The following is a 26,578-nucleotide window of genomic DNA, read 5'->3' as shown; positions in this document are numbered from 1 at the left end:
TCCGGGAGGACACGAAAGTATGGGCAAACGAATCGATCTGGGCCGCACGGTCTACGAGCTGGTGAGCGAGGAACCGGAAGTGGCGGCGATTATGGCGGAGCTGGGCTTTCGGAAAATCTCGGAGCCGGGCATGCTGGAAACGATGGGCAAATTTATGACGCCGCTCAAAGGAGCGAAAATGAAGCGGATCGATCCCGGCAAACTGCGCGAAGCTTTCGAAGCGCGCGGGTACGAAGTGGTCGGATAGAGAGCGCGGCACGGCCGGCGGATCGGCGCGATATAAAGGCCCGGACGGGCTTTTTCGATAACTTTTTCGATAAAAGGACGACGCGGAGCGGAAACGAAACTTCGACACGAACCTACGTTAAAAAGGAGAGAAATCATCATGAGCGAACTCATCAACAACCGGGAGCACGCGGCGCAGACCCTGGACCCGGAACAAACGCGGAGAATGGAAGAACTGAAGTCGATTATCAAGGACCTGCACGCGGGCGCGAATCCGGCCGAGGTCAAAGAGCGGTTCCGCGAAGCGGTAGGCAGCGTGGAAGTGGAAGAAATCTCGAAGCTCGAAGAAACGATGATGCGCGAGGAAGGCATTCCGGTGTCCGAGGTGCAGCGGCTGTGCTCGGTCCACGCCTCGATCTTCGAAGGTTCGATCTCGGATATTCACCGCTCCGCGCCTTCGGCGCCGGAAGAGCAGCCGGGCCACCCGGTGCATACGTTCAAGCTGGAAAACCGCGAGCTGGAACGGCTGACCGGCTTCTCGATCGGGCTGCATCTGGAGAAATTCCTGAAAGACGATTCCGACAAGAACCGGTTTAAGCTGGTGGAGGATTTGAACCTGCTGCTGGATGTGGACAAACATTATTCGCGCAAAGAAAATCTGCTGTTCCCTTATCTGGAGCGCTACGGCATTTACGGTCCGACCCAGGTCATGTGGGGCGTGGACGACGGTATCCGGGCCGCGGTCAAAGAAGCGAAGCGGCTGCTGACGGAATACGACGGCGACCGGGAAAAAGTGCGGGCGCAGGTCGAATACGCGGTGCAGGAAGTGGACGGGATGGTCTTCAAGGAAGAAAATATCCTGCTGCCGATGGCGCTGAAAAAACTGACCGAAGACGAATGGGTCAAAATCGCCGACGAAACGGAAGAAATCGGCTACTGCCTGATTCCGGGCACGGCGCGCTGGACGCCGGCCCGCGCGGCGGAACCGGGCAAAGCCGCCGGGACGCCCGAAGCCGCGGCCGGCGCCGCAAACGCGCCGCAAGCGCCGGCGCAGCCGGGACGGCCGGCTTCCCGCCCGGAAGCCGCAGTCGGCGGACCGGCCGCCGGCGGTATGCCGGCCTTCGCGGCCGAGGCCGCGGCATCCGGGGCGCAGATGCCGAAGTGGGTCGCGGACATGCTTGCGGCGGAAGCGAAAGCCGAAGCGGAAGCCGCGAAGCCGGAACAGCCGGCGCAGCCGGCCGGCATGGCCGAACAGGCGGCGAAGATGGCGGCGCAGGCCGCCGAGATGGCCCGGCAGGCGGCGGAAATGGCCGCGTTCGCCAGCGGACAGGCCGCGTCTGCGGCGGCCGGCGGCGCAGCGGCTTCGCACGGGACTTCCATCTCTTCGCCGCCGAAATCGGCGGAGCCGGCCGCTGCCGCTCCGATCACGGACGGTTACGTCCGCTTCGCAACGGGCATCCTGTCCGTGCAGCAGCTTGAGCTGATTATGAACCATCTGCCGGTCGACCTGACGTTTATCGACGAGAACGACATCGTGCGCTACTTCTCGCACGGCAAAGAACGGATCTTCGCGCGCACCAAAGCCGTTATCGGCCGCTCGGTGCAGAACTGCCACCCGCCGCAAAGCGTGCATGTGGTCGAAGAACTGCTGAACGACTTCAAAGCGGGCCGCAAAGACCACGAAGATTTCTGGATTCCGGTCAAAGACAAGTTCGTGTATATCCGCTACTTCGCGATCCGCGACGGGCAGGGTTCTTATCTGGGCACGCTGGAGTTCACGCAGAATATCGCGCCGATCCGCGAATTGGAAGGACAGAAACGCATTCTGTCCGAAATCTGACCGCGGCCGCCGAAAAGCAAGCTTACGCTGTCCGAAATCGTTGTTTTGCCCTTTTCCGCCCGGAGGCGGAAAAGGGCTTTTTGCCGCACGGCGGATTTCCGCCGGGAACGGCGCAGCGGTTCCGAACGCCCGCGCCGCGCGGCTTTCCACGCATCCGGGCGTGCCGGACTCCGGATGAAGTCCGCGCGAACGGGCAATCGAGGGCCGCAAAGGCCGGGGAAAAGGCTTTCGGCCCTTGCGCGGCAAGGCTTTGCGGGGCCGGGCGTTCGCTTGACCGGAACCGGGCGTTCGCTTATAGTGGGAGACGAAGGAAACGAGTTTTAGACCAAGGCAAAAATGCTTCGTCATTTTCTATATTGAAGAAAAAAGGTGGCTTGTATCATGTCTGAAAATGTCTACGTCGGAATGGATCTGGGCGGCACCACGATCAAGGTCGGTTTGTGCAGCGAGAGCGGCGTTTTGCTGCATACCTACGAAGGGCCCACGGGAGTGGCGGATGGACCGGAAACGGTAATCTCCAACATGGAGGCTTACGTTCGCCGCGTCGTCGAAGAATCGTCTTATTCCTGGGAGCAGCTGGCCGGAGTCGGAGCCGGAGTCGCCGGATTCACGAATGTCCGTGACGGCATTATCGTCATGGCTCCGAACATAGGCCTCAAGGACGTTCCGATCCGCGCGATTCTCGAAGAGCGGCTCGGCAAGCCCGTGCGGATCGACAACGACGCGAACGTCGCGGCGCTCGGGGAAGCCTGGAGCGGCGCGGGAGCGGGCGTGGAGAACTGCGTCTGCTACACGCTGGGAACCGGCGTGGGCGGCGGTATTATTATCAACGGCGGCATCTACCAGGGTTTCTCCGGCATGGCCGGCGAGATCGGCCACGTCGCGGTGGTGCCGGATCTGGAAGCGATCCAATGCGGCTGCGGCAAGATGGGCTGCCTGGAAACCGTATCGTCGGCGACCGGCATTATCCGCATGGCGAAAGAAGCCGTGGAGCGCGGCGAGCGCACTTTTATCGCCGACGCGAGCGAGATTACGGCCAAAACGGTATTCGACGCGGCCAAAGCCGGCGACGAAGTGGCGCTGCGCATCGTGAAGCGGGCGGCGTTCTATCTGGGCAAGTCGATGGCGGCTTTTGCGGCCGTACTGAACCCGCAGAGCTTTATTATCGGCGGCGGCGTATCGAAAGCGGGCGAGATCCTGTTCGCGCCGATTCGCGAAACGTTCGCCCAGCTGACGCCGGAACCGCTGCAAAAAGGCGTGGAGATCGTTCCCGCCGTGCTCGGCAACGACGCCGGCATGATCGGCGCCGCCGGACTGCTGATTCGCTAGTGCGCGTCTTCAAGCCTTGAAGACTCGCGCTAAACGCCGGACAAGGGAGGGAATCGGGATGACCGAGATTTCGAGCGAGAACGCGGCGGCTTCCGCCGCCACATTGATGATTATTACGGGTATGTCCGGCGCCGGCAAGACGATCGCGGTACAGAGCCTGGAAGACCTGGGCTTTTTCTGCGTCGACAACCTGCCGCCGGTGCTGATCCCCAAGTTCGCGGAGCTGATCGAGCAGTCCAACGGCAAGATCGCCAAAGTCGCGCTGGTGATCGACCTGCGCGGCCGCGAGTTCTTCGCCGCGCTGTCGGAATCGCTCGCTTATATCAAGGACCATTTTACGATCCACAGCGAGATCCTGTTCCTCGACGCGAACGACGCGGTGCTGGTGCAGCGGTACAAAGAAAGCCGCAGACGGCATCCGCTCGCGCCGGACGGCATGCCGCTCGACGGGATTCGCCTGGAGCGCAAAATGCTGGAGGAACTGAGAAACTCGGCCACGCAGATTATCGATACGACCAATATGAAGCCGGCCGTGCTCAAAGAAAAGATTATTTCGCGCTTCGCGCATATGGAGAGCAACCGCCTTTCGGTAAACGTTACGTCGTTCGGTTTCAAGTACGGCGTGCCGATCGACGCCGACTTGATCTTCGACGTGCGGTTTCTGCCGAACCCGCATTATGTCGACAATCTGCGCCCGCTGACCGGACAGAACAGCGACGTGTACGATTACGTGATGAAATGGCCGGAGACGCAGGCTTTCCTGACGAAGCTGCTGGACATGCTGCACTTTCTGATTCCGCAGTACCGCAAAGAAGGCAAAAGCCAGGTCATTATCGGCATCGGCTGTACCGGCGGCAAGCACCGTTCGGTCGCCATTTCCGAATACCTGGGCCGGATGCTGGGCGCGAGCGAAACGGAACGGGTGCGCGTGAACCATCGCGACGCCGAACGGGACCGCCACTGAGTGCGTTGACCGGATCGTAGACTTTTTGAAGCGTTATACGCAGTATTCGAGGCGGCCGACGTACGGAGGAGTGAACATTCATGAATAGCAAGCAACAGGCGCAGCGTCCCGTTCGTCGTCCGCGCATCGTGGTGATGGGCGGCGGAACGGGGCTGTCCGTCATGCTGCGCGGCCTCAAGGAAGAGCCGCTCGACATTACCGCCATCGTAACGGTGGCCGACGACGGAGGCAGTTCGGGCATCCTGAGAAACGAAATGCAAATGCCGCCGCCGGGCGATATCCGCAACGTGCTGACGGCGCTGGCCGACGTGGAGCCTCTGCTCTCGGACATGCTGAGCTACCGGTTCAAGAACGGCGGCGGCCTGGCGGGGCACAGTCTCGGCAACCTGATCCTGGCGGCCATGACCGATATTTCCGGCGACTTCGTCACTGCGGTGCGCGAACTCGGCCGGGTCTTCGCCGTTCGCGGCCGCGTGTATCCCGCCGCGAAAGAAGGCGTGATCCTGCACGCCGAGATGGAAGACGGCACGATCGTCAGCGGCGAATCGAGCATTCCGGAATACGGCGGCCGGATCAAACGCATCTTCCTGGAGCCGGCGGAGGTCGAAGCGCTGCCCGAAGCGGTGCTGGCGATCCAGCGGGCCGACGCGATCCTGATCGGTCCGGGCAGCCTGTATACAAGTCTGCTGCCGAACCTGCTCGTACCGCAGCTGGCCGAAGCCGTTGTCGCGTCCGATGCCGTCAAAATGTATATTTGCAACGTCATGACGCAGCCGGGCGAAACCGACGGCTTCAGCGTGGCGGACCATTTGCAGGCCGTTTACGACCATGTAGGCAGCCATCTGTTCGATTATGTGCTCGTCAACAGCGGCCATATTCCCGAAGAAGTGCAGCAGCGCTACGCGGAAGAAGGCGCGACGCCGGTCCGGCTGGATCTCGAAGAGCTGGCCTGCACCAACTGCACCGTTATCGCCGACACGTTCGTGCGCTACGGCACGTATCTTCGCCACGACGCGGAGAAGCTCAGCGAACATATTTATCGGCTTGTGGAAGACTGGATGATGCGAAAGGGGTGAACAGTCCATGTCGTTCGCGGCTCAAACCAAGAAAGAATTGACGATGGTGGAGGCGGATGCCTGCTGCGAAAAGGCGGAGCTGTCCGCGCTGATCCGGATGAACGGCTCGGTCCAGCTCTCCAACAAAAGAGTCATTCTCGATATCTCTACCGAAAATGCGGCGATCGCACGCCGGATTTACTCGCTGCTCAAAAAGCACTTTGTTATCCATATCGAACTGCTGGTGCGCAAAAAAATGCGTTTGAAAAAAAATAACGTCTACATCGTCCGGATTCCGGCCGGTGTGCAGGAGCTGCTCGGATCGCTTAAGATCACATCCGAGGGCTTCAATTTCCTGCCGGGCATCAGCCCCGACATCGTGCGCAACAACTGCTGCAAACGGGCTTATCTGCGCGGCGCTTTTATGGCCGGAGGCTCGGTCAACAATCCGGAAGGTTCCTCGTACCATCTGGAGATCGCCTCCATGTACGAAGAACACTGCCAGTCGCTGGTCGATCTGGCGAACGAATTCAACCTGAACGCCCGCTGCATCGAGCGTAAGAAAGGCTTTATTTTCTACCTCAAAGAGGGCGAGAAGATCATTGAACTGCTGAATATTATCGGAGCCCACCAGGCTCTGTTCAAATTCGAAGACGTCCGCATCATGCGCGATATGCGCAACTCGGTCAACCGGATCGTCAACTGCGAGACGGCCAACCTGAACAAAACGATCGGCGCCGCCGTGCGGCAGATCGACAATATCCGCTTCCTGCAAAAAGAAGTCGGGCTGGAGAATCTGCCGGAGAAGCTGCGCGAAGTGGCCGAAGTCCGGCTGGAACACCCCGAGATCAACCTCAAGGAAGTAGGCGAGCTGCTCAAAGGAACCGTCAGCAAATCCGGCGTCAACCACCGGCTGCGCAAGCTCGATATCATGGCGGAGAAGATCCGCGGCGGCTGACCGCCGCTTTCTGCGTTCGCCCGCTCCGATTCTTTCGGCGGGATCGGTTTCATTTCGCCTGTCTGCGCCGCTTCGGCGCAGGCCGGGTTTTACACCAGGGCATGCGCGCAAACTCCGAAGGCGTGCCGGGGCGCGTCAAGGGAAAACGACGCCGTAGAGGGCAAAAAGGCTGTAAAAGATTCACTTCTGTGAGTTTGCGTACAGGCCCTAGTGTGAGCAACCGAAGTTATGTTATACTAAGTATAATAATGCGTTGCGTCAGGAACTTCATTTCGTATAGGGGGTAAGATTGCTCATGACAAAGCACCCGGTGGTCGTTAGACTGAAGACGGGGCTGCATGCGAGACCTGCGGCTTTGTTCGTCCAGGAAGCAAACAAATATTCTTCCGAGATTTTTGTAGAAAAGGAAGATAAAAAGGTGAACGCCAAGAGCATCATGGGGATCATGAGTCTGGCCATCAGCTCCGGTACGGAAATCCACATCAGTGCGGAAGGCGCGGACGCCGAGCAGGCTGTAAACGCTTTAATCGGTTTGGTAAGCAAGGAAGAACTGGAAAATCAATAAAGTGAAAATACGGCTCGCGGCCCGGTCTTCAAGTCCGGTTCGCGGCCGTTTATACGCTTTGACCCTAACCGCCCGCCCGAGCGATTCTTCGTTCGGACGGGCGGTTTTGCGCTGCCAACAGGCCGTCGACAAGAATCTGACAAAAAATATACTTCTCATCAAGCTTTTACTGTTTACGGAATAGGACTTTAGGTTTAAAAAACTATTGCCGATACGCTTGCTTCGCAAACTTGACGGTATGCCTTTAAGCGGCAGGGGCTTCCTTTTGCGAATACCGCGAAAATCGGCTGACAAAAGCTTGTTCATTATGAGGGGAGACTATCATTTGAAAAACAGAAAAATTTGGAAGGTGGCTTCGACCAAATGGGCGAAAGCGCTGCTGGCTTCCACGCTGGCGCTGACTCTCGTTCCTTCCACCTTCGCTTCCGCCGCTCCGGCCGCGCAAAGCGCAGCCGCAAAGCAGACGGACACCGCGCTTACGGCTTCTTCGGTCAACGCTTTCCTCGACGAATTCTTTGCGCTGGACGAAGTGAAGGAGATGGCTCCGGGCGCCGCGGTCGTCGTTGTCAAGAACGGCAAGACGCTGGCCGAGAAAGGTTACGGTTATGCCAAAGTCGACGGCAAGAAGAAAGTCGATCCGCAAAACACCGTATTCCGCATGGCTTCGGTCTCCAAAACGTTCGTAGCCGCCGCTGCCATGCAGCTGGTCGAACAGGGCAAGCTGGGCCTGGATGACGACATTCGTACATATCTCGGCGACATCACTTTCGACAATCCGTTCGCCGAACCCGTTACCGTCGCCGATCTGCTGACGCACCGCAGCGGTTTTCAAATTCAGGATATTCTCCAAGAAGACGTGCACGACGACTTCGACGAACGCGTAAGCATCGAAGATTACGTGCGCAAATATATGCCGGACGTCGTGCGCGAACCGGGTACCGCTTACATGTACGACAACTTCGCGTATTTGCTGCTCGGCTATATCGTAGAGCGCGCGAGCGGCACGCCGTTCGAAACGTATATGCAGAAAAACGTTTTCTCGCCGCTCGGCATGAAATCCAGCAGTTTCATGCTGTCCGACGATCTGGTGAAGCGTTCCGCGGAAGGCTATTCGGGCGGCGAGCCGCTCGGGATCTACACCCTGCGTCCGACCGTAATGCCGGAAGGCGGCATGCTGTCCACCGCGGGCGATATCGCCAAATTCATGACCGCGTTCCTGAACGACGGCAAGACGGCTTCGGGCGCTTCGTTCCTGAAACCGGACTCTGTGGCGTCGATGGAAACGTACCGCTCTTCGATCCATCCGCTGCTGCCGGACACCACGTACGGCTTCGAAGCGCCTTCGCAGCTGCCGGGCGCGGGAAGCAGCGACAAAGTCATCACCAAAGCGGGCGACATGCCGGGCGCAAGCTCGCTGATGTTCCTGATTCCGGAGCAGGATACGGGCGTGTTCGTCGTCTACAACGAGAACGGTGGGCTGCGCGAAATGCTGTACGCCGCGTTTATTTACCGGTTCTTCCCGCAGTACGCGAAGGAAATCAATTTCCCGGCTTACGCGGCGGAATCGCCGGAGCAGCTTAACCGTTACGCCGGCTTGTACAAAGATCTGCGCGTCGAGAGCGTCGTTTCCAAATTGGGAACCAGCAATCGCGGCCGCATGGTCATGTCCGATCCGCTGACCGGCGAACGCGCGCTGCGCCAGGTTGCGGACGGATTGTTTATCGACGCCGACAAGATGCTGGTCGCCTTCAAGACGGAAAGCGACGGCAGCGTTTCTTATCTCAAAGAACCGTATCTCAACCCGGCGGGCTACGAACAAAAAGGATTGGAGCCGGCAGGCTTCAACGATATCCCGTCCACGCATCCGTACTCGAAGTACATCCTGGACCTGCAATCGCTGCGTTACTACCCGAACGATCCGAACCTGTCGTTCGGTCCCGACCAGCCGGTAACGCGCGGCGAATACGTGGACATGCTGATGCGCACGTCCGCGATTCCGCTGTCCGAGAACGCGCCGGAATTCAGTGACGTCAAAGGCCATCCGTACGCCGCCGCGATCCAGACCGCTTACGAGTACGGCCTGATCTCCGGCAGCGCCAAAGGCCAGTTCAACCCGGATCGTCCGATTACCCGTCAGGAAGCCGCCGCGATTATCTACAACTCGACCGCGGGCCTGTATCCGGAAGAACTGCTGTCTTCGGTCAAGCTGACCGGCAAGACCGATAAATGGGCCGTGCCCGCCGTCAAACTGATGGTGCTGCTGGGCTACTACGGTCCGGAAGTCAAGATCAACGCCGCGGGCGCCGCGGACTACCAGTCCAAGAAAGTGCTCACCCGCGCCGAGAACGCCGCGATCAACGATCTGCTGCTGACCAGCACGGTACTCGGCTCCCAGAGCCTTCAGAAGCCGGAAGGTCCGGCCGCTTAAAGTCTTTTCGTCCTCGATGCCGCTTTTCTCTCCCGCAGCCGTTGCGAATAGAGAAGAGCGGTTTTTTTACAAAAAAATTTCGTTTACAGCCCGCGCTGCCGCAACCTTTTGCGCAGGTCCGGCGTTTAGAGGGTAATTCAAAACCAATCAGGAGGGGTAAACGATGAAAATGTGGATGAAACCGCTGGGCAGCGTACTGGTTGCCGGTTCGTTATTGATCGGAGGAGCCGCCGCGCCGTCGGCGCTCGGAATCAATCAGGCACAAGCTGCGGAGGTGACGGCTGTGAATGTAATCAACGTAGTCGGCAAAGGCGAAGTGAAAATCAATCCGGATGTGGCTTATCTGTATATCGGCGTCGAATCGAACGCGGATACGGCAGCCGCGGCCCAGAAGAAAACGGCGGCCGTGATGAACAAACTGAGCGCTCTGCTGAAAACCCAGTGGAAAATCGCCGCGAAAGATATCGAGACGGATCAATTCTACGTTTCCCCGAACTACACGTACACCGAGAAAGACGGACAGAAAGTCAAAGATTACAGCGCTACCCATACGCTTAAAGTCACGTATCGCGACCTCGACAAGATCGGCCAGCTGCTGGACGAAGCTTCGGAAGCGGGCGCAAACCGCATCCAGAATATCAGCTTCGCGGCCGAGAATCCGGAATCGTACGAAGCGGATGCCATCGCCAAAGCGATGAACAGCGCAAGCACCAAAGCGGGCGCTATCGCCAAAGCGGCAAACCGTCAGCTCGGCGCGATCGTATCGATCAGCCTGGACGGAGCGGATACTCCGATCGTGTACCAGCCGTATCAAATGAAGAACGCGGCTGCGGAAACGGCTTCTTCCGCCGACAGCACCGCGATCGACCCGGGACAAATCACGATTACAAGCCAGCTCACCGTGCAGTACGAAATGAAATAAACGAGTTTTTTATAAGGGAATGCGATTGAATGCAAGGATAGAAGTTTTAAACAAAATTAGAATAATGAGAAAGCCGTCTTCGCGCTGCGCGAAGGCGGCTTTCTTGCTTAAACGCAGGCGGGCCGCGGCTTTGAAGCATAATGAAACAAGAAAATTTTGCAGGAAAAGGCGTCAAAACTGTTTGGAAACGAGTGTGAGGTTTATAAAAAGAATAAGCGAGGCCGCGATTTCCAAAATATCGGAGCCGAAAATAAAGCGAGGTGATTCCAATGATCGAAACGTTAAACATCCCGGAAACGCGTAAACAATACTACAGAAGACTGCTGCATGAGAACCCGCGCCGCAACCTGGTGGAGAGATACGCTTTATTTGGCGAACATTATCCCGATTTTTGCCGAAAAAGACTGTCTTATATCCCCGAAATGATGAAGGACGGCTGGGTGGCGATGAGTTTATCGGACGAGGGCATGAACTACGCTTTTACGATCGGACTGGAATACAGTTTCGGCCACCCCGAGATTTTGATCGCGTCGCCCAACCGACCGGTTAAAATGCTGCATCGCATGGTGGAGCTTCTGGCCGCCAGAGCTTCCGGAGGCGAACGGTTCGCCCCCGAACTGGACTACGGCGAAATGCTGCGTACCCAGCCCGACTTCAGCGAAGTGGAGGGGACGACGGTGTTCCGCGAATACGGAGAGAACGACCTGGACAATTATCCGTGCGGCTACCTGTATTCATTCTACGGTTACTTTGCCGACCGCGATCTGACCGACAACAAGCTTCCGATGCTGATTCTGGAACTGGATTTCCCGATGCGTCCGGCGCCGCCGGGCGGGAGGCTGTCGAGCATCATGAGTACGCCCAAACTGGGAGTCAGTCCCCAGCTGTAACGATGCGGCCGCGGAAACGTTGACTTTTTGGTTAAAAGTCCGTCTGACGGCTTGGTTTGAAGTTGCAATATTGTAATGTGGATTGTCACCTTCCGGTTCTTCGATCCCTTTATAATCACAGAGGTAACAACAAGACACCGTCAGGAAATAAAGGAGCTGAACTTCATGAACACGACATCCTCCACCGCAAAAAAACGGCACAAAACAACCAGAATGGTGACGGCCGCCGTTCTGACGGCCGGTCTGCTGCTTCCCGGAACCGCGGCGATCGGCGTAGAAGGCGCGCATGCCGCAGCGGCGGCCGCAAGCCAGACAAGCGCCGTCAAAAGCGTCAAAGTGACCTGGAACGGAAAAGCGGTGGGCGCAAGCGCGCTGCAAATCGGAGGCAATACTTACGTACCGGTGAAAGCGCTGGCGAAAGCGTCCGGCCTGTCGCTGCGTTACGATAAATCGACGACCCAGTATACGCTGGGCACTTCGCCCAACCCGCTGCATCTTTCTTCCTACGAGAATAAAGTCTGGATCGGCGCCGGCGGCGTCAGCCTGGAAAGCGAAGGCCGGGTAATCGGCGGCTCCATGTATATTCCGTTCTCGGCGCTGCGCGACTACGGCGGCATCGACGGGAGCTGGAGCGCTAAGACAGGCACGCTGGCGCTGAAGCCGACCGCGTCGAAAGGCGTCAAGATCACGGCCAAAACGATCAAAAGCAAAGAAGGCACGACAGACATCAGCATCCGCTATCCGCAGGTCTCGGGCAGCGAAGCGGGCATTGCCGCCATCAACAAGAAGCTCAAAAGCCACGCGGACAACGCCCTGGCCGAGTTCAAACAGCAGATCAAGAAGCAGGACCCTTCGATCGGCAACGGCAATTACGAAGCGCAGTCTGATTATACCGTCGCTTATAATAAAGACGGCGTGCTCAGTCTCGTGCTCCAGGATTACGTATACTACGGCGGCGCGCACGGCGGAACGTTCCAAACCGGTTATACCTTCTCGCTGAACAGCGGCAAGGAAATCGAGCTGGACACGCTGCTTAAAGCCAACCCGAACTACCGCGGCGAGATCGACAAGCAGATCGCGAAGGAATTCGCCAAAGAAGAAACCGGCGTATTCGATACCTTCAAAACGATCGGCAGCGATCCCGACTTTTACGTGAAAAACGGCGGGATCGTGATCTTCTTCCAGCAGTACGAATATACGGCTTATGCGGCCGGTATTCCGGCGTTCGACTTTACGTTCGCTTCGCTGCTGCCGAAAGGCGCGAATCCGTTCAGCGGCTTGTAAAAGCGGAATTGGGATAAAAGAAACCGAATGCAGGGAAAAGGCTGGCGCCGGGCGGATCATAAACGCCCCGGCGCCGGTTTTTTTTATATATGGAGAGGTTATGCGGAGCCGCCCGGGCGGTGCCGGAGTTCGGCGATAAAACGCTCCGCGCTTTTGGATAAGTAGCGGCCGCGCAGCCAGATCACGCCGACGTCCGGCTGGAGCTCGGCGTTTTCGAGTTCCAGCATCCGGCATCCTTCGGGACGCAGCGAGTCCAGCACCGAGCGGGGCAGCAAAGATACGCCGAGTCCCTGCGCGATCAGCGCCAGAATTACCGACACGCTGGAACATTCGCAGAAAACGTCGGGCTGCACGCCGCGCTCGCCGAACTCCAGCATGATGCGCTCGTGCATGCCGGTCGTCAGGTCCGTTTTGAGCGTAAGAAAAGGCCGGTCGGCCAGTTCGCCGAGCCCGATCGAATCCCGGCCGGCGTATTCGGTCCACGAAGCCGGGACCGCGACCGCGAGCGGATCGTTCGGCAGCGGAGCGACGATATAGTCGTCCGCTCCGTGAGGCGCTTCGAACGGAAGCCGGGCGAGAATCAATTCGATCCTGCGCCGCCTCAGCAGCTCGGCCAGCTGGAAATGATCGCCTCCCTGGATCTTGAAGCCGACGCCGGGATAGCCGCGGCTGAAGCGCTCGATTGCGCCAGGGAGCAGCGATACGCAGGAGACGACGGCGCCGATCGAAAGGGTGCCGCCGCTTCCTTCGCCCAGTTCGCGGATTTCCAGCATCGTTTCCTCGAAGCGGACGAACAATTCTTCCGAGCGTTCGTACAGCCGCTGTCCGGCCTCGGTCAGCGCCAGTCTGCGTCCGCTGCGATCGAACAGCGCGGTGCCCATTTCTTCTTCAAGCTGCTTCATCTGACGGCTCAGCGGCGGCTGCTCCATATTCAACTTTTTGGCGGCGGCCGTGATCTGGCCTTCCCGCGCGACGGCGGCAAAATAGCGAAGCTGACGAAGATCCATATTTTTTTGGCTCCTTTCATACTTTTAGGGTATGAATATGTGACGAAACGGATATTATTAATATAGGAAAGAGACTGGTATGATTCAAGATAAAAAGAGGAGTGTGCAGCATGCAGGGTGAACTGAACAATCAACTGAAGATCGAAAAGACGACGAGTCCGAGAGTGAAGCCCGATTACGACAAGCTCGGCTTCGGGATTCATCTTACGGATCATATGTTTACAATGGACTTCGAATCGGGAAAAGGCTGGCACGACGCCAAGATCGTGCCGTACGGACCGATTCCGATGGACCCGGCGGCCAAAGTGTTCCACTACGGCCAGACCATTTTCGAAGGCATGAAAGCTTATACCGGTCCCGACGGCTCGATCCGTTTGTTCCGTCCGGAGAAGAACTTCGAGCGCTTCAACCGTTCGTGTCGCAGAATGAATATTCCGGAAGTAGATGCGGCGTTCGTACTTGAAGCGCTCAAGGAACTGGTGCGGATCGACCGCGAATGGGTTCCGGCGGAGCCGGGCATGTCGCTGTATATCCGGCCGTTCGTGATCGCGACCGAACCGCAGCTGGGGGCGACGCCTTCTTTGAGCTACAAGATGATGATTATCCTGTCGCCGGTAGGCGCATACTATGAAGAAGGACTGAATCCGGTCCGCATCCACGTGGAAACGCGCGACGTGCGCGCCGTAGTCGGCGGCGTAGGCGAAGCCAAAACGGCCGGCAATTACGCCGCGAGTATGCAGGCGCAGGAAAACGCGCATGCGGCCGGCTATTCGCAGGTGCTGTGGCTCGACGGCGTACACCGCCGTTACGTCGAGGAAGTCGGCAGCATGAACGTTTTTTTCCGCATCGGGGACAAAGTGGTGACGCCGGCGCTGAGCGGCAGCATCCTGCAGGGCATTACGCGCGATTCGGTTATCCACCTGCTGCGCGATCTGGACATCGAAGTGGAAGAGCGTCCGATTACGATCGACGAGCTGTGCGGATACGCGGAAGACGGCACGCTGCTCGAAGCGTTCGGTACCGGCACGGCGGCCGTGATTTCCCCGATCGGCGAGATCGGCTGGAACGGCCGGTCGTACTCGATCGGCGGCGGCCAAACCGGCGAATGGACGCAGCGCCTGTACGACGAGCTGACTTCGCTTCAGCGCGGCGACAGCGAAGACCGCTTCGGCTGGACGCAGACCATCGTCGGCGCCGAAGCGGCGCGGGGCTGATTTCGCATAGAAGCTGTTCGTGCCCGGCATAGAACCGGACTCCTATAATCGATCTTCATGCGGGATTGCGGGATTGACAGAAGTATGGAATGTAACTACAATGGTTTCAATAAAGAACGGACAAACCCGACCGGCAGAACCGGACGCGCCGCAGAGGCGCGCCGGCTGCCGGCTTTGGAATGGCGAAATAAACAAGTCCGAAAGAAGCGCCGGAAGGGAGGCATTCAGCATGAATATCAGCACAAAGTTTCCGGTCGCGGTTCACACTCTTATCCTGCTCAGCGTCTCGGAGCCGGGCACGGCAACTTCGGAGTTTATCGCATCCAGCGTAAACACGAATCCGGTCGTGATCCGGCGCATTACCGGCATGCTCGGCCGGGCCGGGCTGGTCGAAGCGAGAGCCGGCGTAGCCGGTTCCCGGCTGCGCCGGCCGCTTGAAGACATCACGCTGCTCGATGTCTACAAAGCCGTGAACGCGGTCGGCGAAGGCGAGCTGTTCGCCGTCCACGACAGCCCGAACCCGAACTGCGAGGTCGGGCGCAATATCCAGGCCGCGATGAACCCGATCTTTATCGAGGCCCAGCGCGCCATGGAGCGCGTGCTGGAGAACACGACGGTCGCCGCGGTTGCGGGAGACGTCTCGCAGCTTGAGGGGCTCGGCGGGCTTGAAGCGCTGGCGGCGATCTGCCCGCCGGCTCCGGCCGGAACGTCGGAGGCCCCCGGCCGGGAATAAGAGACGAAGCGCGAGGTTGAGCAGAGAAGCAATACTGCGATACGGCGGAGGGCGGGGATAAGAAGCCGGAGCGGCTGCTCCGGCTTTAGAGCGTCGAGAAAGCCCGATAAGGTTCCAAACGGAAAATAGCGACGCAGGTACACTTATTTGAGGAGAATCGCTTCGGTTTGTTCAAATAGCGACGCAGGTGCAATTATTTGGGAGCCAAAGGCCGAATTGAAGCCAAAAAACTCGAAATAGATGTATCAGCGTAGTTATTTCCTCGCAAACGCAAGATTAAGCCTAAATAAGGGGCTATACGCAGCTATTTTAGATTCGTCCTGCCTCTCGCTTACTTCTCCAGCCTCTTCCCCGACCTTTTATTCCACTCGAACCTACCTATCATCTTTACATCGAATTGTTTCTCGACAATCTGAAGCCGGAGCGGATGCTCCGGCTTTTTTTTGCCGGTTTGCAGGGGGAAAGAAACAGACTTTCGTTCGGCATTTATTATTTCGAGCCCGGCCGAATAAAAGTATACAAGCCGCTTACGTTGCACAATATGCAACGTAAGCGGCTTAAAAAGGCCAAGTTGGAAGCCTACGTTGCATATTCCGTAACGTAAACAGCCCAAATCATGATAAATTCCGCGAAAATCGGGATTTCATTGCAAAATATGCAACGTAGCCGGCCCCGTCAGCCAATTACGGCGTTTTACATTGCATATTCTGCAACGTAACCGGCAGCAGCCGGCCCGATGCAGCGCAACCGCGGTTTCCGGAGTACGACCGCCGCTTCCGATAGCGCAGCCGCAGGCCGCTTCCCTCTTCTTAGGCCTCTAAAACGTCTTCGGCCGGATCGGCAGCGTCGGCGCCAGCCAGACTTCGCCGCGTCCGCGGAACGTTTGAAGCATGCCTTCGCCCGAAGTCGCCGAACCGACCAGGGACTTGGTCGATTTCTCGACCGTGAACTCGACCGTGCTGCTGCGCAGAACGGCGAAGCTGCCGTCGACTTTCAGCGTTTCGCTGCCGTCCAGCTCGTAGCGGACCAACTCGTACTCCGGCACCGGCAGCTCCAGCACCACATAGCAGTTCTCGGAAGCCGTAATCTTCGTCTGGAACAATCCTTCGCCGCCGAACAGCGCCGTTGAGACGTTGCCCTGCTTGGCGACGCCCACTTTGACTTTGTTTTCCGCACAGTAGAACAGTCCGTCGTCCACGATGACTTCTTCGCCGGCCGCGAGCTCGATCAGGGTGAAGTCTTTGCGTTTGGGCTCCAGGTAGATCTCGCCGCTGCCGCGGTAGATCGGTTTGTTGGCCGTCTCGCCCGTTACCGCGCTGCCGACGAATTTCTTGGCGAAGCCGCCGACGCCGCCAGTGCGGTTCTCCATCTCGATATTGCCGATCATGTATTGGAGCGCGCCGGATTCGAGCATGACGGAAGAGTCCTGGATCAGGATGCGTACCTGCTGCCAGTGGAAGCGGTCGTGTTCGTGGTGATTCAGCGATTTGGCCACTTCTTCGTTATAATTCTCCGGAAGGCCGCCCGCCTGCATGATCTCGATAATCAAATTTTCTCTTTTGACCGAACTGAAAATACGAAAGTCGTTATGGCGAAACTGCATGGATAATATCCTCCTCGGGGTGGGTGTATGGTAGGGGAATGCGCGAATATGTACCTGCATCTATACGCGCTTCGTCCGCCGGCGTTGCGCGCTGTGCGTTTCTTTTGAGGAAAAATATAAAAAAGAACCGCCCGGGACTGCGCCCGAACGATTCTTCGCGTATAGACAGCTTCCGCCGGGGCGAAAACCGCAATCCGCATTTCCGTTTACTTCACGCCGACTTCCGCAATCGGCTTCTCGATCACTTTGTCGATGATGCCGTATTCCGCTGCCGCTGCCGCTTCCATGAAGTAGTCGCGGTCCGTATCTTTCTCGATGCGTTCCAGCGGCTGGCCGGTGCGCTCGGAGAGGATGCGGTTCAGCTTGTCGCGCAGCGCGAGGATGCGGCGGGCGCGGATCTCGATATCCGAAGCCTGGCCCTGAGCGCCGCCGAGCGGTTGGTGAATCATGATTTCGCTGTTCGGCAGAGCGAAGCGTTTGCCCTTCGCGCCCGCGTTCAGCAGGAATGCGCCCATCGACGCGGCCATGCCGACGCAGATCGTGGACACGTCCGCCTTGATGAACTGCATCGTATCGAAAATCGCCATGCCGGCCGTGATCGAACCGCCCGGGCTGTTGATGTAGAGGTAGATGTCCTTCTCCGGATCTTCCGCTTCGAGGAACAGCATCTGTGCGATAATCGCGTTGGCGACGACGTCGTTAACTTCGGTGCCGAGGAAGATGATGCGGTCTTTCAGCAGACGGGAGTAGATGTCATAGGCTCTCTCGCCGCGGTTGCTTTGTTCAACGACCATAGGAATGTAACCCAAGTGAAAAACCTCCTTGTGAACGGAACGTTTCCGCTCTATTTATAATGGGATTAGCCTGCCGGAACCGGCCCAGCGGGCGGCTTCGGTAAACGTCTAGCTGGTATTACCCATATGATAAACAATTCCAAACACAAAGTCAAAGAAAGTCAAACTTTCTACAAAAAAAATAGCCGATATCGGCGTCACGAACAAAAAATACAGTTAAATAATAAACGGGCTGGCAGTTCCGGCAGATTCCGGGAACCGGCGATTTCGAAGAAATAATGGCGCGCCCGCCAAGAATCGAACTTGGATCTCAGGCTTCGGAGGCCTACGTCATATCCATTGGACCACGGGCGCACATTTCTTAAACAGCAGCGATTATTATTATATAAGGCTGCAATAAAAATTGCAAGCCCTCTTTACTCTGTGAAAAAACAGACAACCGAGCACCCAGATCATGCGCCTGCTGTCCGTATTTCTCCTATATATAGTAGCGCAAACGAAGGACGTTAAACGAAAAAATTATCCTTCGGGCAGAGCTTGCATCGCGCCGCGAAATTGGGTAGAATAGCTGTGGGACATAAAAAGTGTTCCCGGGACAATAAATGTCCACTGATTTGAACTATACGGGCAGACGAAGTTTGCAGGAGTGGATAGCATGCAGAACATTCTCGAAATCCAGCAGCAGCTACTTCCTGATCTCATGGAAACTCTCAAGAAAAGGTACACCATCCTTCATCAGATTATGCTGACGGGCACGACGGGAAGACGCACGCTTGCGCATTCCCTGCAAATGACCGAACGCGTGCTGAGGGCCGAGACCGACCTGCTCAAAGCGCAGGGTTTGATCGAGACGGATACGGCGGGCATGCGGATCAGCGATGCCGGACAACTCCTTCTTGAGCGTCTGGAACCGGTACTGAAGGAATTAGTGGGATTGTCCAACCTGGAAGAGAAGATTCGAAGGTTCTACGGCCTCCGGAAAGTCGTGGTGGTCCCGGGGAACTGCGAAGAATCGCCGCTGTCCAAGCGCGAGCTCGGCAAAGCCGGAGCCAAAGCGCTGCTGGGCGTCATGCGGGGCGGGGACGTCGTTGCGGTAACGGGCGGCACCACGCTGGCCGAGATGGCCGAGCAGCTCACCCATCCGGTGAACGCGCCTCTGAAAGGAAGCTGGTTCGTACCGGCGCGGGGCGGACTGGGAGAAAGCCTGGAGATCCAGGCCAACACCATCGCTTCGAACATGGCCAAGCGGGTAGGCGCCGATTACCGGCTGCTGCACGTGCCCGACCTTTTGAGCCGGGAAGCGTACGAATCGCTCGTACACGACCCGAACATCCAGGAAATCGTCGGCGAGATCCGGACCGCGCGCATCGTCGTGCACGGCATCGGGGACGCGATGGAGATGGCGCGAAGGCGCAAACTGGATGCGGCGACGACAAGCGAACTCCGGCAAAAAGGAGCGGTGGCCGAATCGTTCGGCTACTACTTCGACGAAAGCGGCAGCGTCGTGCACAACATGCTGACGCTCGGACTCAGACTCGACGATATCAAAGCCACGGACATCGTGCTCGGTATCGCGGGAGGACGCTCCAAAGCCAAATCGATCCATGCGGTGCTGCGTTTCGGGCAGGAAGATATCCTGGTGCTCGACGAAGCGGCGGCGATCGAGATCGTGCAGGAGATGGAGCGGGCCTGAACTCTTATCGTTACTCATGGCGAAGCCTTTTTCAATAAAGGAACGCCTTGAATAAATAAAAACATTTCTTCAAAAACCATCCATTTAGGAGGAACTGTTCAATGACTGTAAAAGTAGGAATTAACGGATTTGGTCGTATCGGACGTCTGGCTTTCCGCCGCATTCAAGACGTGGAAGGCATCGAGGTCGTAGCAATCAACGACTTGACCGACGCTAAAATGCTCGCGCACCTGCTGAAATATGATACAACTCAAGGCAAATTCAACGGCGAAGTCGAAGTACACGACGGCTTCTTCAAAGTAAACGGCAAAGAAGTTAAGGTTCTCGCGAACCGCAACCCTGAAGAACTGCCTTGGGGAGAGCTCGGCGTTGACATCGTTCTGGAGTGCACAGGCTTCTTCACAACCAAAGAAGGCGCTGAAAAGCACATTACGGCAGGCGCTAAAAAAGTCGTAATCTCCGCACCGGCTACAGGCGACATGAAAACAGTCGTTTACAACGTCAACCACGATATCCTCGACGGTACGGAAACAGTAATCTCCGGCGCGTCTTGCACAACGAACTGCCTGGCTCCTATGGCCAAAACGCTGCAGGACAAGTTCGGTATCGTTCAAGGTCTCATGACGACGATCCACGCTTACACCGGCGACCAAAACACGCTGGACGCTCCGCACGCAAAAGGCGACTTCCGTCGCGCTCGCGCAGCGGCCGAAAACATCATCCCGAACACGACCGGCGCCGCTAAAGCAATCGGCCTGGTTATCCCTGAACTGCAAGGCAAACTCGACGGCGCAGCGCAGCGCGTGCCGGTTGCTACGGGTTCCCTGACAGAGCTGGTAACGGTTCTGGAGAAAAACGTAACGGTCGACGAAGTCAACGCAGCCATGAAAGAAGCTTCCGATCCGGAAACTTACGGCTACACCGAAGACGAAATCGTATCGTCCGACATCAAGGGCATGACTTTCGGCTCCCTGTTCGACGCTACGCAAACCCGCGTAATGACAGTTGGCGACAAGCAGCTCGTGAAGACGGTAGCTTGGTACGACAACGAAATGTCCTACACGGCTCAACTGGTTCGTACGCTTGAACTCTTCGCGAAAAAAGCTCAGTAATTCCGGCGATTTCTGCGCAAACAGCGGTAAGTAAATAGCACGTCCCGTTCAATGCGGGGCGTGCACAAAAAGCGGAAACAGGGTCTCTTTGTTTCCGCTTTTTCTAAGTTGCCGCCGCCAGGGTCGTATTCCTTGGATTCCTGAATTCTAAATTTGAGGGCATGGGGGATTAATTTTATGAATAAGAAAAGTGTACGTGACGTAGAAGTAAACGGCAAAGTTGTGTTTGTGCGCGTCGATTTTAACGTTCCGCTCGAAGACGGAAAAATTACGGACGATACTCGTATCCGTGCCACGATTCCGACGATCGAATACCTGACCGAAAGAGGCGCGAAAGTTCTGCTGGCGAGCCACCTGGGACGTCCGAAAGGCGAAGTCGTCGAATCGATGAGACTGACGCCGGCCGCGGAACGCCTGTCCGAGCTGCTGGGCAAACCGGTTGCCAAAACGGACGAGTCGATCGGAGACGCGGTCAAGGCTAAAATCGCCGAGCTCAAAGACGGAGACGTGCTGGTACTGGAAAACGTTCGTTTCCACAAAGGCGAAGAGAAGAACGATCCGGAACTCGCAAAAGAGTTCGCTTCGCTCGCCGATCTGTTCGTAAACGACGCATTCGGCGCCGCTCACCGTGCCCATGCTTCCACCGAAGGCATCGCGCATCACCTGCCGGCCGTATCCGGCCTGTTGATGGAGAAAGAACTCGACGTACTGGGCAAAGCCCTGTCGAACCCGGAACGCCCGTTCACGGCGATCGTCGGCGGTTCCAAAGTCAAAGACAAGATCGACGTGATCGACAACCTGCTGAACATCGCCGACAACGTGCTGATCGGCGGCGGCCTGGCTTACACCTTCTTCAAAGCCCAAGGCTACGAAGTGGGACAATCCCTGCTCGACGAAAGCAAACTCGATGTCGCGCTGGGCTTTATCGAAAAAGCGAAAAAGCTCGGCAAGAACTTCCTGCTGCCGGTCGATATCGTGATCTCCGACGACTTCAGCGCTTCGGCCAACACGAAGATCATCAACGTCGAAGAAGGCATCCCGTCCGATTGGGAAGGCATCGACATCGGTCCGAAAACGCGTGAAAAATACGCCGAAGTCATCGCAAACTCCAAACTGGTCGTTTGGAACGGGCCGATGGGCGTATTCGAAATCGAGCCTTTCTCGCACGGCACCCGCGCCGTGGGCGAAGCTTGCGCGGCGACTCAAGGCTACACCATCATCGGCGGCGGCGACTCCGCTGCGGCAACCGAGAAATTCGGCCTGGCCGACAAGATGGACCATATCTCCACAGGCGGCGGCGCTTCCCTGGAGTTTATGGAAGGCAAAGCCCTCCCGGGCGTCGTAGCCCTGAACGATAAGTAAGACCTCGATCCCGAGCCGCCCGGAGCGGCGAAGAATCGTGAAATAGCGTGGAACGAGTTTTAAAGCGATCTTGAAAAAAGGGTCTAAGCCGGCGTGCGTGCTTAAAGCAGCGGAGAGTCGTAGAGAGCCGGAGAAACGAAGTGTTCGCCTTTGAAATTCGATTTCAACCCCCGAAAAGTTTAAAATGGAGAAATCGAATTTCAACACGCGATCGTAGGCCTCTACGACTCGCAGCGCCACTAAAGCGCCTTTTCCCGCCGACACCTTTTTCAAAAGAAGTCATCAAAAGGAGTGGAACAATTCGTGAGAACGCCAATCATTGCCGGTAACTGGAAAATGTTCAAAACCGTATCCGAAACCCTGGCCTTCGCCGAAGCGGTTAAAGGCAGCGCGGTCGTAGAAGGCGTGGAAACCGTCATCTGCGCGCCGTTCACCAACCTCCCGGCCCTGACCGAAGCGGTCAAAGGCACAGGCATCAAAGTAGGCGCACAAAACCTTCACTTCGAAGACAACGGCGCGTTCACGGGCGAGATCAGCGGCGTTATGCTGAAAGAGCTCGGCGTGGATTACGTCATCATCGGTCACTCGGAGCGTCGTCAGTACTTCGGCGAAACCGACGAGATCGTGAATAAAAAAGCCGTCGCGGCTTTCCGCAACGGCCTGACTCCGATCGTATGCGTAGGCGAAAAGCTCGAAGAGCGCGAAGCCGACCAAACGAAGGACGTCTGCAAAGTGCAAACCGAAGGCGCGTTTAAAGGTCTGTCCAAAGAAGAAGCGGCTCAAGTGGTTGTCGCTTACGAACCGATCTGGGCGATCGGCACGGGCAAATCGTCGACTTCCGCGGACGCGAACGAAGTGACGGCTTACATCCGCACCGTGCTGGCCGATCTGTACGACCAGGCGACGGCAGACGTGATCCGTATTCAATACGGCGGCAGCGTGAAGCCGGAGAACGTAACGGAATACCTGGGCCAAAGCGACATCGACGGCGCGCTCGTCGGCGGCGCAAGCCTGCAGCCCGACTCCTTCACGGCCCTGGTTGAGGGGGCGAAGTAATGACGGCTCCAAAACCGGTAGCACTGATCATTATGGACGGCTTCGGTCTGCGCGAAGGCGTGGAAGGCAACGCGGTTGCCCAGGCGAAGAAACCGAACTACGAGCGTTTCTGGAACAAGTATCCGCACACGACGCTGACGGCCTGCGGCGAAGCCGTAGGCCTGCCGGAAGGGCAGATGGGCAACTCCGAAGTCGGCCACCTGAACATCGGCGCCGGACGCATCGTGTACCAGGATTTGACCCGCATCACCAAATCGATCCGCGACGGCGAGTTTTTCGAAAATGAAATCCTGCTGTCCGCGATCCAATCGGCCAAGAAATCCGGCAAAAAGCTGCATATACTGGGCCTGCTGTCGGACGGCGGCGTGCACAGCCACATCGACCATTTGTTCGCGGTACTGGAACTGGCGAAGAAAAACGACTTTAGCGACGTGTACATCCATGCGTTTATGGACGGCCGCGACGTAGCGCCGGACAGCGGCAAGAAATACATGCAGCAGCTGGTCGACAAGATCGCCGAGCTCGGCGTGGGACAAATCGCGACCGTGCAGGGCCGCTACTACGCGATGGACCGCGACAAGCGCTGGGAACGCGTCGAGCTTGCGTACCGCGCGATGGTTTACGGCGAAGGCGAACTCGTGGGCAGCCCGCTGCAGGCGATCGAAGATTCGTACGCGAAGAACGTTATGGACGAATTCGTTCTGCCGGCCGTCGTGACGAAGGGCGCAGAGCCGACCGCGAAGATCGAAACGGGCGACTCCATCATCTTCATCAACTTCCGCCCGGACCGCGCGATCCAGATCTCCGAAGCGCTGACCAACCCGGAATTCACCGGCTTCAACCGCGGAAGCGGCCAGCCGGAAACGCTGAGCTTTGTTTCGTTCACGACGTACAGCGTCAATGTGCAGGGTCTTGTGGCGTACTCGCCGAAGAACCTGAACAATACACTGGGCGAAGTGCTCGTGCAGAATAACAAAACGCAGCTGCGCATCGCCGAAACGGAAAAGTATCCGCACGTCACGTTCTTCTTCAGCGGCGGACGCGATGTGGAGCTGGAAGGCGAAACGCGCATCCTGATCAACTCGCCCAAGGTCGCCACTTACGACCTGAAGCCGGAGATGAGCGCGTACGAAGTCGCCGACGCCTGCGTGGCCGAGATCGAAGCGGAAAGACAGGACTGCATTATCCTGAACTTCGCGAACCCGGACATGGTCGGACACTCCGGCATGATGGAGCCGACGATCAAAGCGGTCGAAACGACCGACGAGTGCGTGGGCCGCGTGGTAGACGCGGTGCTCGCCAAAGGCGGCGTGGTGCTGATCACGGCCGACCACGGCAACGCGGAAACGGAAATCGACGAGTTCGGACGCCCGCAAACGGCGCATACGACCAACCCGGTTCCGTTTATCGTCACGAGCGAAGACGTGACACTGCGCGACGGCGGCATCCTGGCCGACATCGCGCCGACGATCCTCGATCTGATGCAGGTGCCGCAGCCTGCGGAAATGACCGGGACTTCCGTGATTTCCGGACGCAAAACTTCCAAGTAACATCGGAATGTGGCATAGTTAACGGAGAAGAAGCATCTTGAAGTGTTAACATGGAGTGTCTTAGGCCTTTCCGTTCGTAATGATGGAAGGGCCGGGATCTCTGAAATAAAACGAACTCAAAGGAGATTATTTAAAATGACGATTATTTCTGACGTTTACGCACGCGAAGTCCTCGACTCCCGCGGTAACCCTACAGTAGAAGTTGAAGTATACCTGGAATCCGGCGCAATCGGCCGCGCTATCGTTCCTTCGGGCGCTTCGACCGGCGCTCACGAAGCCGTAGAGCTTCGCGACGGCGACAAAGGCCGTTACCTGGGCAAAGGCGTAGAAAACGCCGTGAAGAACGTAAACGAAACGATCGCTCCGGAAGTCATCGGCATGGACGCCCTCGACCAACTGGGCATCGACAAAGCGATGATCGCTCTGGACGGAACGCCGAACAAAGGCAAACTGGGCGCCAACGCGATCCTGGCCGTTTCGATGGCTGTGGCCCGCGCCGCTGCCGACGCTCTGGACCTGCCGCTGTACGTTTACCTGGGCGGATTCAACGCGAAACAACTGCCGGTTCCGATGATGAACATCGTAAACGGCGGCGAACATGCCGACAACAACGTCGACGTTCAAGAATTCATGGTTCTGCCGGTAGGCGCGCCTACTTTCAAAGAAGCTCTGCGCATGGGCGCCGAAATCTTCCACAACCTGAAATCCGTACTGAGCAGCAAAGGCCTGGCTACGGCAGTAGGCGACGAAGGCGGCTTCGCTCCGAACTTCACGTCGAACGAAGAAGCGCTGACTACAATCATCGAAGCGATCGAAAAAGCCGGCTACACGCCGGGCAAAGACGTCTTCCTGGGTATGGACGTCGCTTCGACCGAGTTCTACAAAGACGGCAAATACGTGCTCGAAGGCGAAGGCAAATCCTACACTTCGGAAGAATTCGTCGACCTGCTCGCTTCGTGGGTCGAAAAGTACCCGATCATCACGATCGAAGACGCTTGCTCCGAAGACGACTGGGACGGCTGGAAACTGCTCACTGAAAAACTGGGCGACAAAGTCCAACTGGTCGGCGACGATCTGTTCGTAACCAACACCGAGCGTCTGGGCCGCGGTATCGAAGAAGGCATCGGCAACTCGATCCTGATCAAAGTGAACCAAATCGGTACGCTGTCGGAGACTTTCGACGCGATCGAAATGGCAAAACGCGCAGGTTACACGGCTGTCGTTTCCCACCGTTCGGGCGAATCCGAAGACAGCACGATCGCGGACATCGCGGTTGCGACCAACGCCGGACAAATCAAAACGGGCGCTCCTTCCCGTACGGACCGCGTTGCGAAGTACAACCAACTGCTCCGCATCGAAGACCAACTGGGCGAACTGGCTCAATACAACGGCCTGAAATCGTTCTACAACCTCGACCAAAAGAAATTCCAATAAGAGGTTTAAAAAGAGCTTCCGAATAAGAAGTTCGGATAAGAAGGGGCTGCTTTCATAGCCCCTTCCCGAACCAAACGTGCAAGCTTGTAAAGCTTGCACGCAACAAAACAGGGTGATGCCGATATTCTCGGCGTCGCCCTGTTTTATTTTTTCGGTTCGCTTTTTCGGTCGGCTTGGCCTGTTCTGTCTGCAAGTTTGTCCGTCATGATTGACGCGCGTCGTTCAAAGAAGCAGCCGCGCCGGGAAGCCGATCCCAAATAACGTCGTGAGTACATCTATTTTGAGTGATTTCGCTTCTTTTCGCCAAATAACGGCGCCTGCACACTTAATTCGGCTCATTTCCGCCCAATCGCCTTTTTCTTCGCCAAATAGTTGTATCTGCGGTTACTACTTAGCACCCCACCAGCGAGGTACGGTGGCGTAAAGCGTAGGTCAACGAATCGAGGAGGGGTTTGCCCTGTTTCATCAAGGTCGAAATCACCGAGCGCAGCCGAGCGAATTGTTTCGCTCCCTGCTCGGTCCGAAAACAGCCGGATACCTTCTGTTTCACCTTCGTCATG

23 protein-coding genes and 1 tRNA gene are annotated in these 26,578 nt (G+C 57.2%); 19 read left to right on the top strand and 5 right to left on the bottom strand.

Annotated elements, in window-relative coordinates; all coding sequences use genetic code 11:
* Positions 1–19 precede the first annotated feature (19 nt).
* The 11 genes from QWJ34_RS25345 to QWJ34_RS25295 all read left to right on the top strand — a co-directional run bounded on the left by QWJ34_RS25345 (position 20) and on the right by QWJ34_RS25295 (position 12,460).
* Positions 20–247 carry a DUF1858 domain-containing protein gene (locus QWJ34_RS25345; protein ID WP_302731888.1) on the top strand — a complete coding sequence of 76 codons (228 nt, stop codon included), beginning with the start codon at positions 20–22 and terminating at the stop codon, positions 245–247.
* A gap of 138 nt (positions 248–385) precedes the next feature.
* Positions 386–2,065 (top strand): DUF438 domain-containing protein, encoded by a 1,680-nt coding sequence (locus QWJ34_RS25340; RefSeq protein ID WP_302731887.1) that lies wholly within the window; start codon positions 386–388, stop codon positions 2,063–2,065.
* Between the two features lie 381 nt (positions 2,066–2,446).
* Complete coding sequence (locus tag QWJ34_RS25335; protein WP_302731886.1) at positions 2,447–3,394, top strand: ROK family glucokinase; 948 nt, start codon at positions 2,447–2,449, stop codon at positions 3,392–3,394.
* A gap of 58 nt (positions 3,395–3,452) precedes the next feature.
* A complete protein-coding gene (gene rapZ / locus QWJ34_RS25330) occupies positions 3,453–4,358 on the top strand; it encodes an RNase adapter RapZ (RefSeq protein WP_302731885.1) in 906 nt (301 codons plus the stop codon).
* Between the two features lie 80 nt (positions 4,359–4,438).
* The gene (locus QWJ34_RS25325; protein WP_302731884.1) at positions 4,439–5,434 is read left to right on the top strand and encodes a gluconeogenesis factor YvcK family protein; all 996 of its coding nucleotides are present in this window, start codon (positions 4,439–4,441) and stop codon (positions 5,432–5,434) included.
* A 7-nt stretch (positions 5,435–5,441) separates the two neighbouring features.
* Positions 5,442–6,371, top strand: coding sequence for a DNA-binding protein WhiA (whiA, locus tag QWJ34_RS25320; protein WP_302731883.1), 930 nt, complete (start codon positions 5,442–5,444; stop codon positions 6,369–6,371).
* 295 nt (positions 6,372–6,666) lie between these two features.
* Entirely contained in the window at positions 6,667–6,936 is a 270-nt protein-coding gene (locus tag QWJ34_RS25315) for an HPr family phosphocarrier protein (RefSeq protein WP_302731882.1), read from the top strand.
* A gap of 325 nt (positions 6,937–7,261) precedes the next feature.
* The gene (locus QWJ34_RS25310; RefSeq protein WP_302731881.1) at positions 7,262–9,364 is read left to right on the top strand and encodes a serine hydrolase domain-containing protein; all 2,103 of its coding nucleotides are present in this window, start codon (positions 7,262–7,264) and stop codon (positions 9,362–9,364) included.
* Between the two features lie 163 nt (positions 9,365–9,527).
* Complete coding sequence (locus tag QWJ34_RS25305; protein ID WP_302731880.1) at positions 9,528–10,286, top strand: SIMPL domain-containing protein; 759 nt, start codon at positions 9,528–9,530, stop codon at positions 10,284–10,286.
* 269 nt (positions 10,287–10,555) lie between these two features.
* Positions 10,556–11,176, top strand: a complete 621-nt coding sequence (locus QWJ34_RS25300; RefSeq protein WP_302731879.1) for a DUF4262 domain-containing protein — start codon at positions 10,556–10,558, stop codon at positions 11,174–11,176.
* A 165-nt stretch (positions 11,177–11,341) separates the two neighbouring features.
* Positions 11,342–12,460 carry a PdaC/SigV domain-containing protein gene (locus tag QWJ34_RS25295; protein ID WP_302731878.1) on the top strand — a complete coding sequence of 373 codons (1,119 nt, stop codon included), beginning with the start codon at positions 11,342–11,344 and terminating at the stop codon, positions 12,458–12,460.
* A 98-nt stretch (positions 12,461–12,558) separates the two neighbouring features.
* On the opposite strand, the gene QWJ34_RS25290 is transcribed toward QWJ34_RS25295, so the two are convergent.
* Positions 12,559–13,467 (bottom strand): LysR family transcriptional regulator, encoded by a 909-nt coding sequence (locus QWJ34_RS25290; protein ID WP_302731877.1) that lies wholly within the window; start codon positions 13,465–13,467, stop codon positions 12,559–12,561.
* A 110-nt stretch (positions 13,468–13,577) separates the two neighbouring features.
* On the opposite strand from QWJ34_RS25290, the gene QWJ34_RS25285 reads away from it, so the two are divergent.
* Both QWJ34_RS25285 and QWJ34_RS25280 read left to right on the top strand, forming a co-directional pair.
* Complete coding sequence (locus tag QWJ34_RS25285; RefSeq protein ID WP_302731876.1) at positions 13,578–14,681, top strand: branched-chain amino acid aminotransferase; 1,104 nt, start codon at positions 13,578–13,580, stop codon at positions 14,679–14,681.
* 229 nt (positions 14,682–14,910) lie between these two features.
* Complete coding sequence (locus tag QWJ34_RS25280; RefSeq protein WP_302731875.1) at positions 14,911–15,414, top strand: Rrf2 family transcriptional regulator; 504 nt, start codon at positions 14,911–14,913, stop codon at positions 15,412–15,414.
* Between the two features lie 817 nt (positions 15,415–16,231).
* On the opposite strand, the gene QWJ34_RS25275 is transcribed toward QWJ34_RS25280, so the two are convergent.
* From QWJ34_RS25275 to QWJ34_RS25265, 3 genes are all read right to left on the bottom strand, one after another.
* Entirely contained in the window at positions 16,232–17,017 is a 786-nt protein-coding gene (locus QWJ34_RS25275; protein WP_302731874.1) for an AIM24 family protein, read from the bottom strand.
* 206 nt (positions 17,018–17,223) lie between these two features.
* A complete protein-coding gene (clpP, locus tag QWJ34_RS25270) occupies positions 17,224–17,826 on the bottom strand; it encodes an ATP-dependent Clp endopeptidase proteolytic subunit ClpP (protein WP_302731873.1) in 603 nt (200 codons plus the stop codon).
* 264 nt (positions 17,827–18,090) lie between these two features.
* A tRNA-Arg gene (locus QWJ34_RS25265) sits at positions 18,091–18,165 on the bottom strand.
* 301 nt (positions 18,166–18,466) lie between these two features.
* Between QWJ34_RS25265 and QWJ34_RS25260 the strand changes: the two genes are divergently transcribed.
* From QWJ34_RS25260 to eno, 6 genes are all read left to right on the top strand, one after another.
* Entirely contained in the window at positions 18,467–19,504 is a 1,038-nt protein-coding gene (locus QWJ34_RS25260; RefSeq protein ID WP_302731872.1) for a sugar-binding transcriptional regulator, read from the top strand.
* Between the two features lie 101 nt (positions 19,505–19,605).
* A complete protein-coding gene (gene gap, locus QWJ34_RS25255) occupies positions 19,606–20,616 on the top strand; it encodes a type I glyceraldehyde-3-phosphate dehydrogenase (protein ID WP_302731871.1) in 1,011 nt (336 codons plus the stop codon).
* Between the two features lie 177 nt (positions 20,617–20,793).
* Positions 20,794–21,978, top strand: coding sequence for a phosphoglycerate kinase (locus QWJ34_RS25250; protein ID WP_302731870.1), 1,185 nt, complete (start codon positions 20,794–20,796; stop codon positions 21,976–21,978).
* Positions 21,979–22,281: 303 nt separating this feature from the next.
* Entirely contained in the window at positions 22,282–23,034 is a 753-nt protein-coding gene (gene tpiA, locus QWJ34_RS25245; RefSeq protein ID WP_302731869.1) for a triose-phosphate isomerase, read from the top strand.
* Positions 23,034–24,584, top strand: coding sequence for a 2,3-bisphosphoglycerate-independent phosphoglycerate mutase (gene gpmI / locus QWJ34_RS25240; protein WP_302731868.1), 1,551 nt, complete (start codon positions 23,034–23,036; stop codon positions 24,582–24,584). Before tpiA ends, gpmI begins: the two co-directional genes overlap by 1 nt.
* A gap of 135 nt (positions 24,585–24,719) precedes the next feature.
* Positions 24,720–26,018, top strand: a complete 1,299-nt coding sequence (gene eno, locus QWJ34_RS25235; protein WP_302731867.1) for a phosphopyruvate hydratase — start codon at positions 24,720–24,722, stop codon at positions 26,016–26,018.
* A 335-nt stretch (positions 26,019–26,353) separates the two neighbouring features.
* On the opposite strand, the gene QWJ34_RS25230 is transcribed toward eno, so the two are convergent.
* The coding region (locus tag QWJ34_RS25230; protein ID WP_483314306.1) for a hypothetical protein at positions 26,354–26,578 on the bottom strand (225 nt) is incomplete at its 5' end.

Origin of the sequence: Saccharibacillus sp. CPCC 101409, from assembly GCF_030518235.1 — a bacterium.
Lineage (GTDB): Bacteria > Bacillota > Bacilli > Paenibacillales > Paenibacillaceae > Saccharibacillus.
Note: the sequence above shows the minus strand (reverse complement) of the source record. Positions and strands in the feature narration are given on the sequence as shown.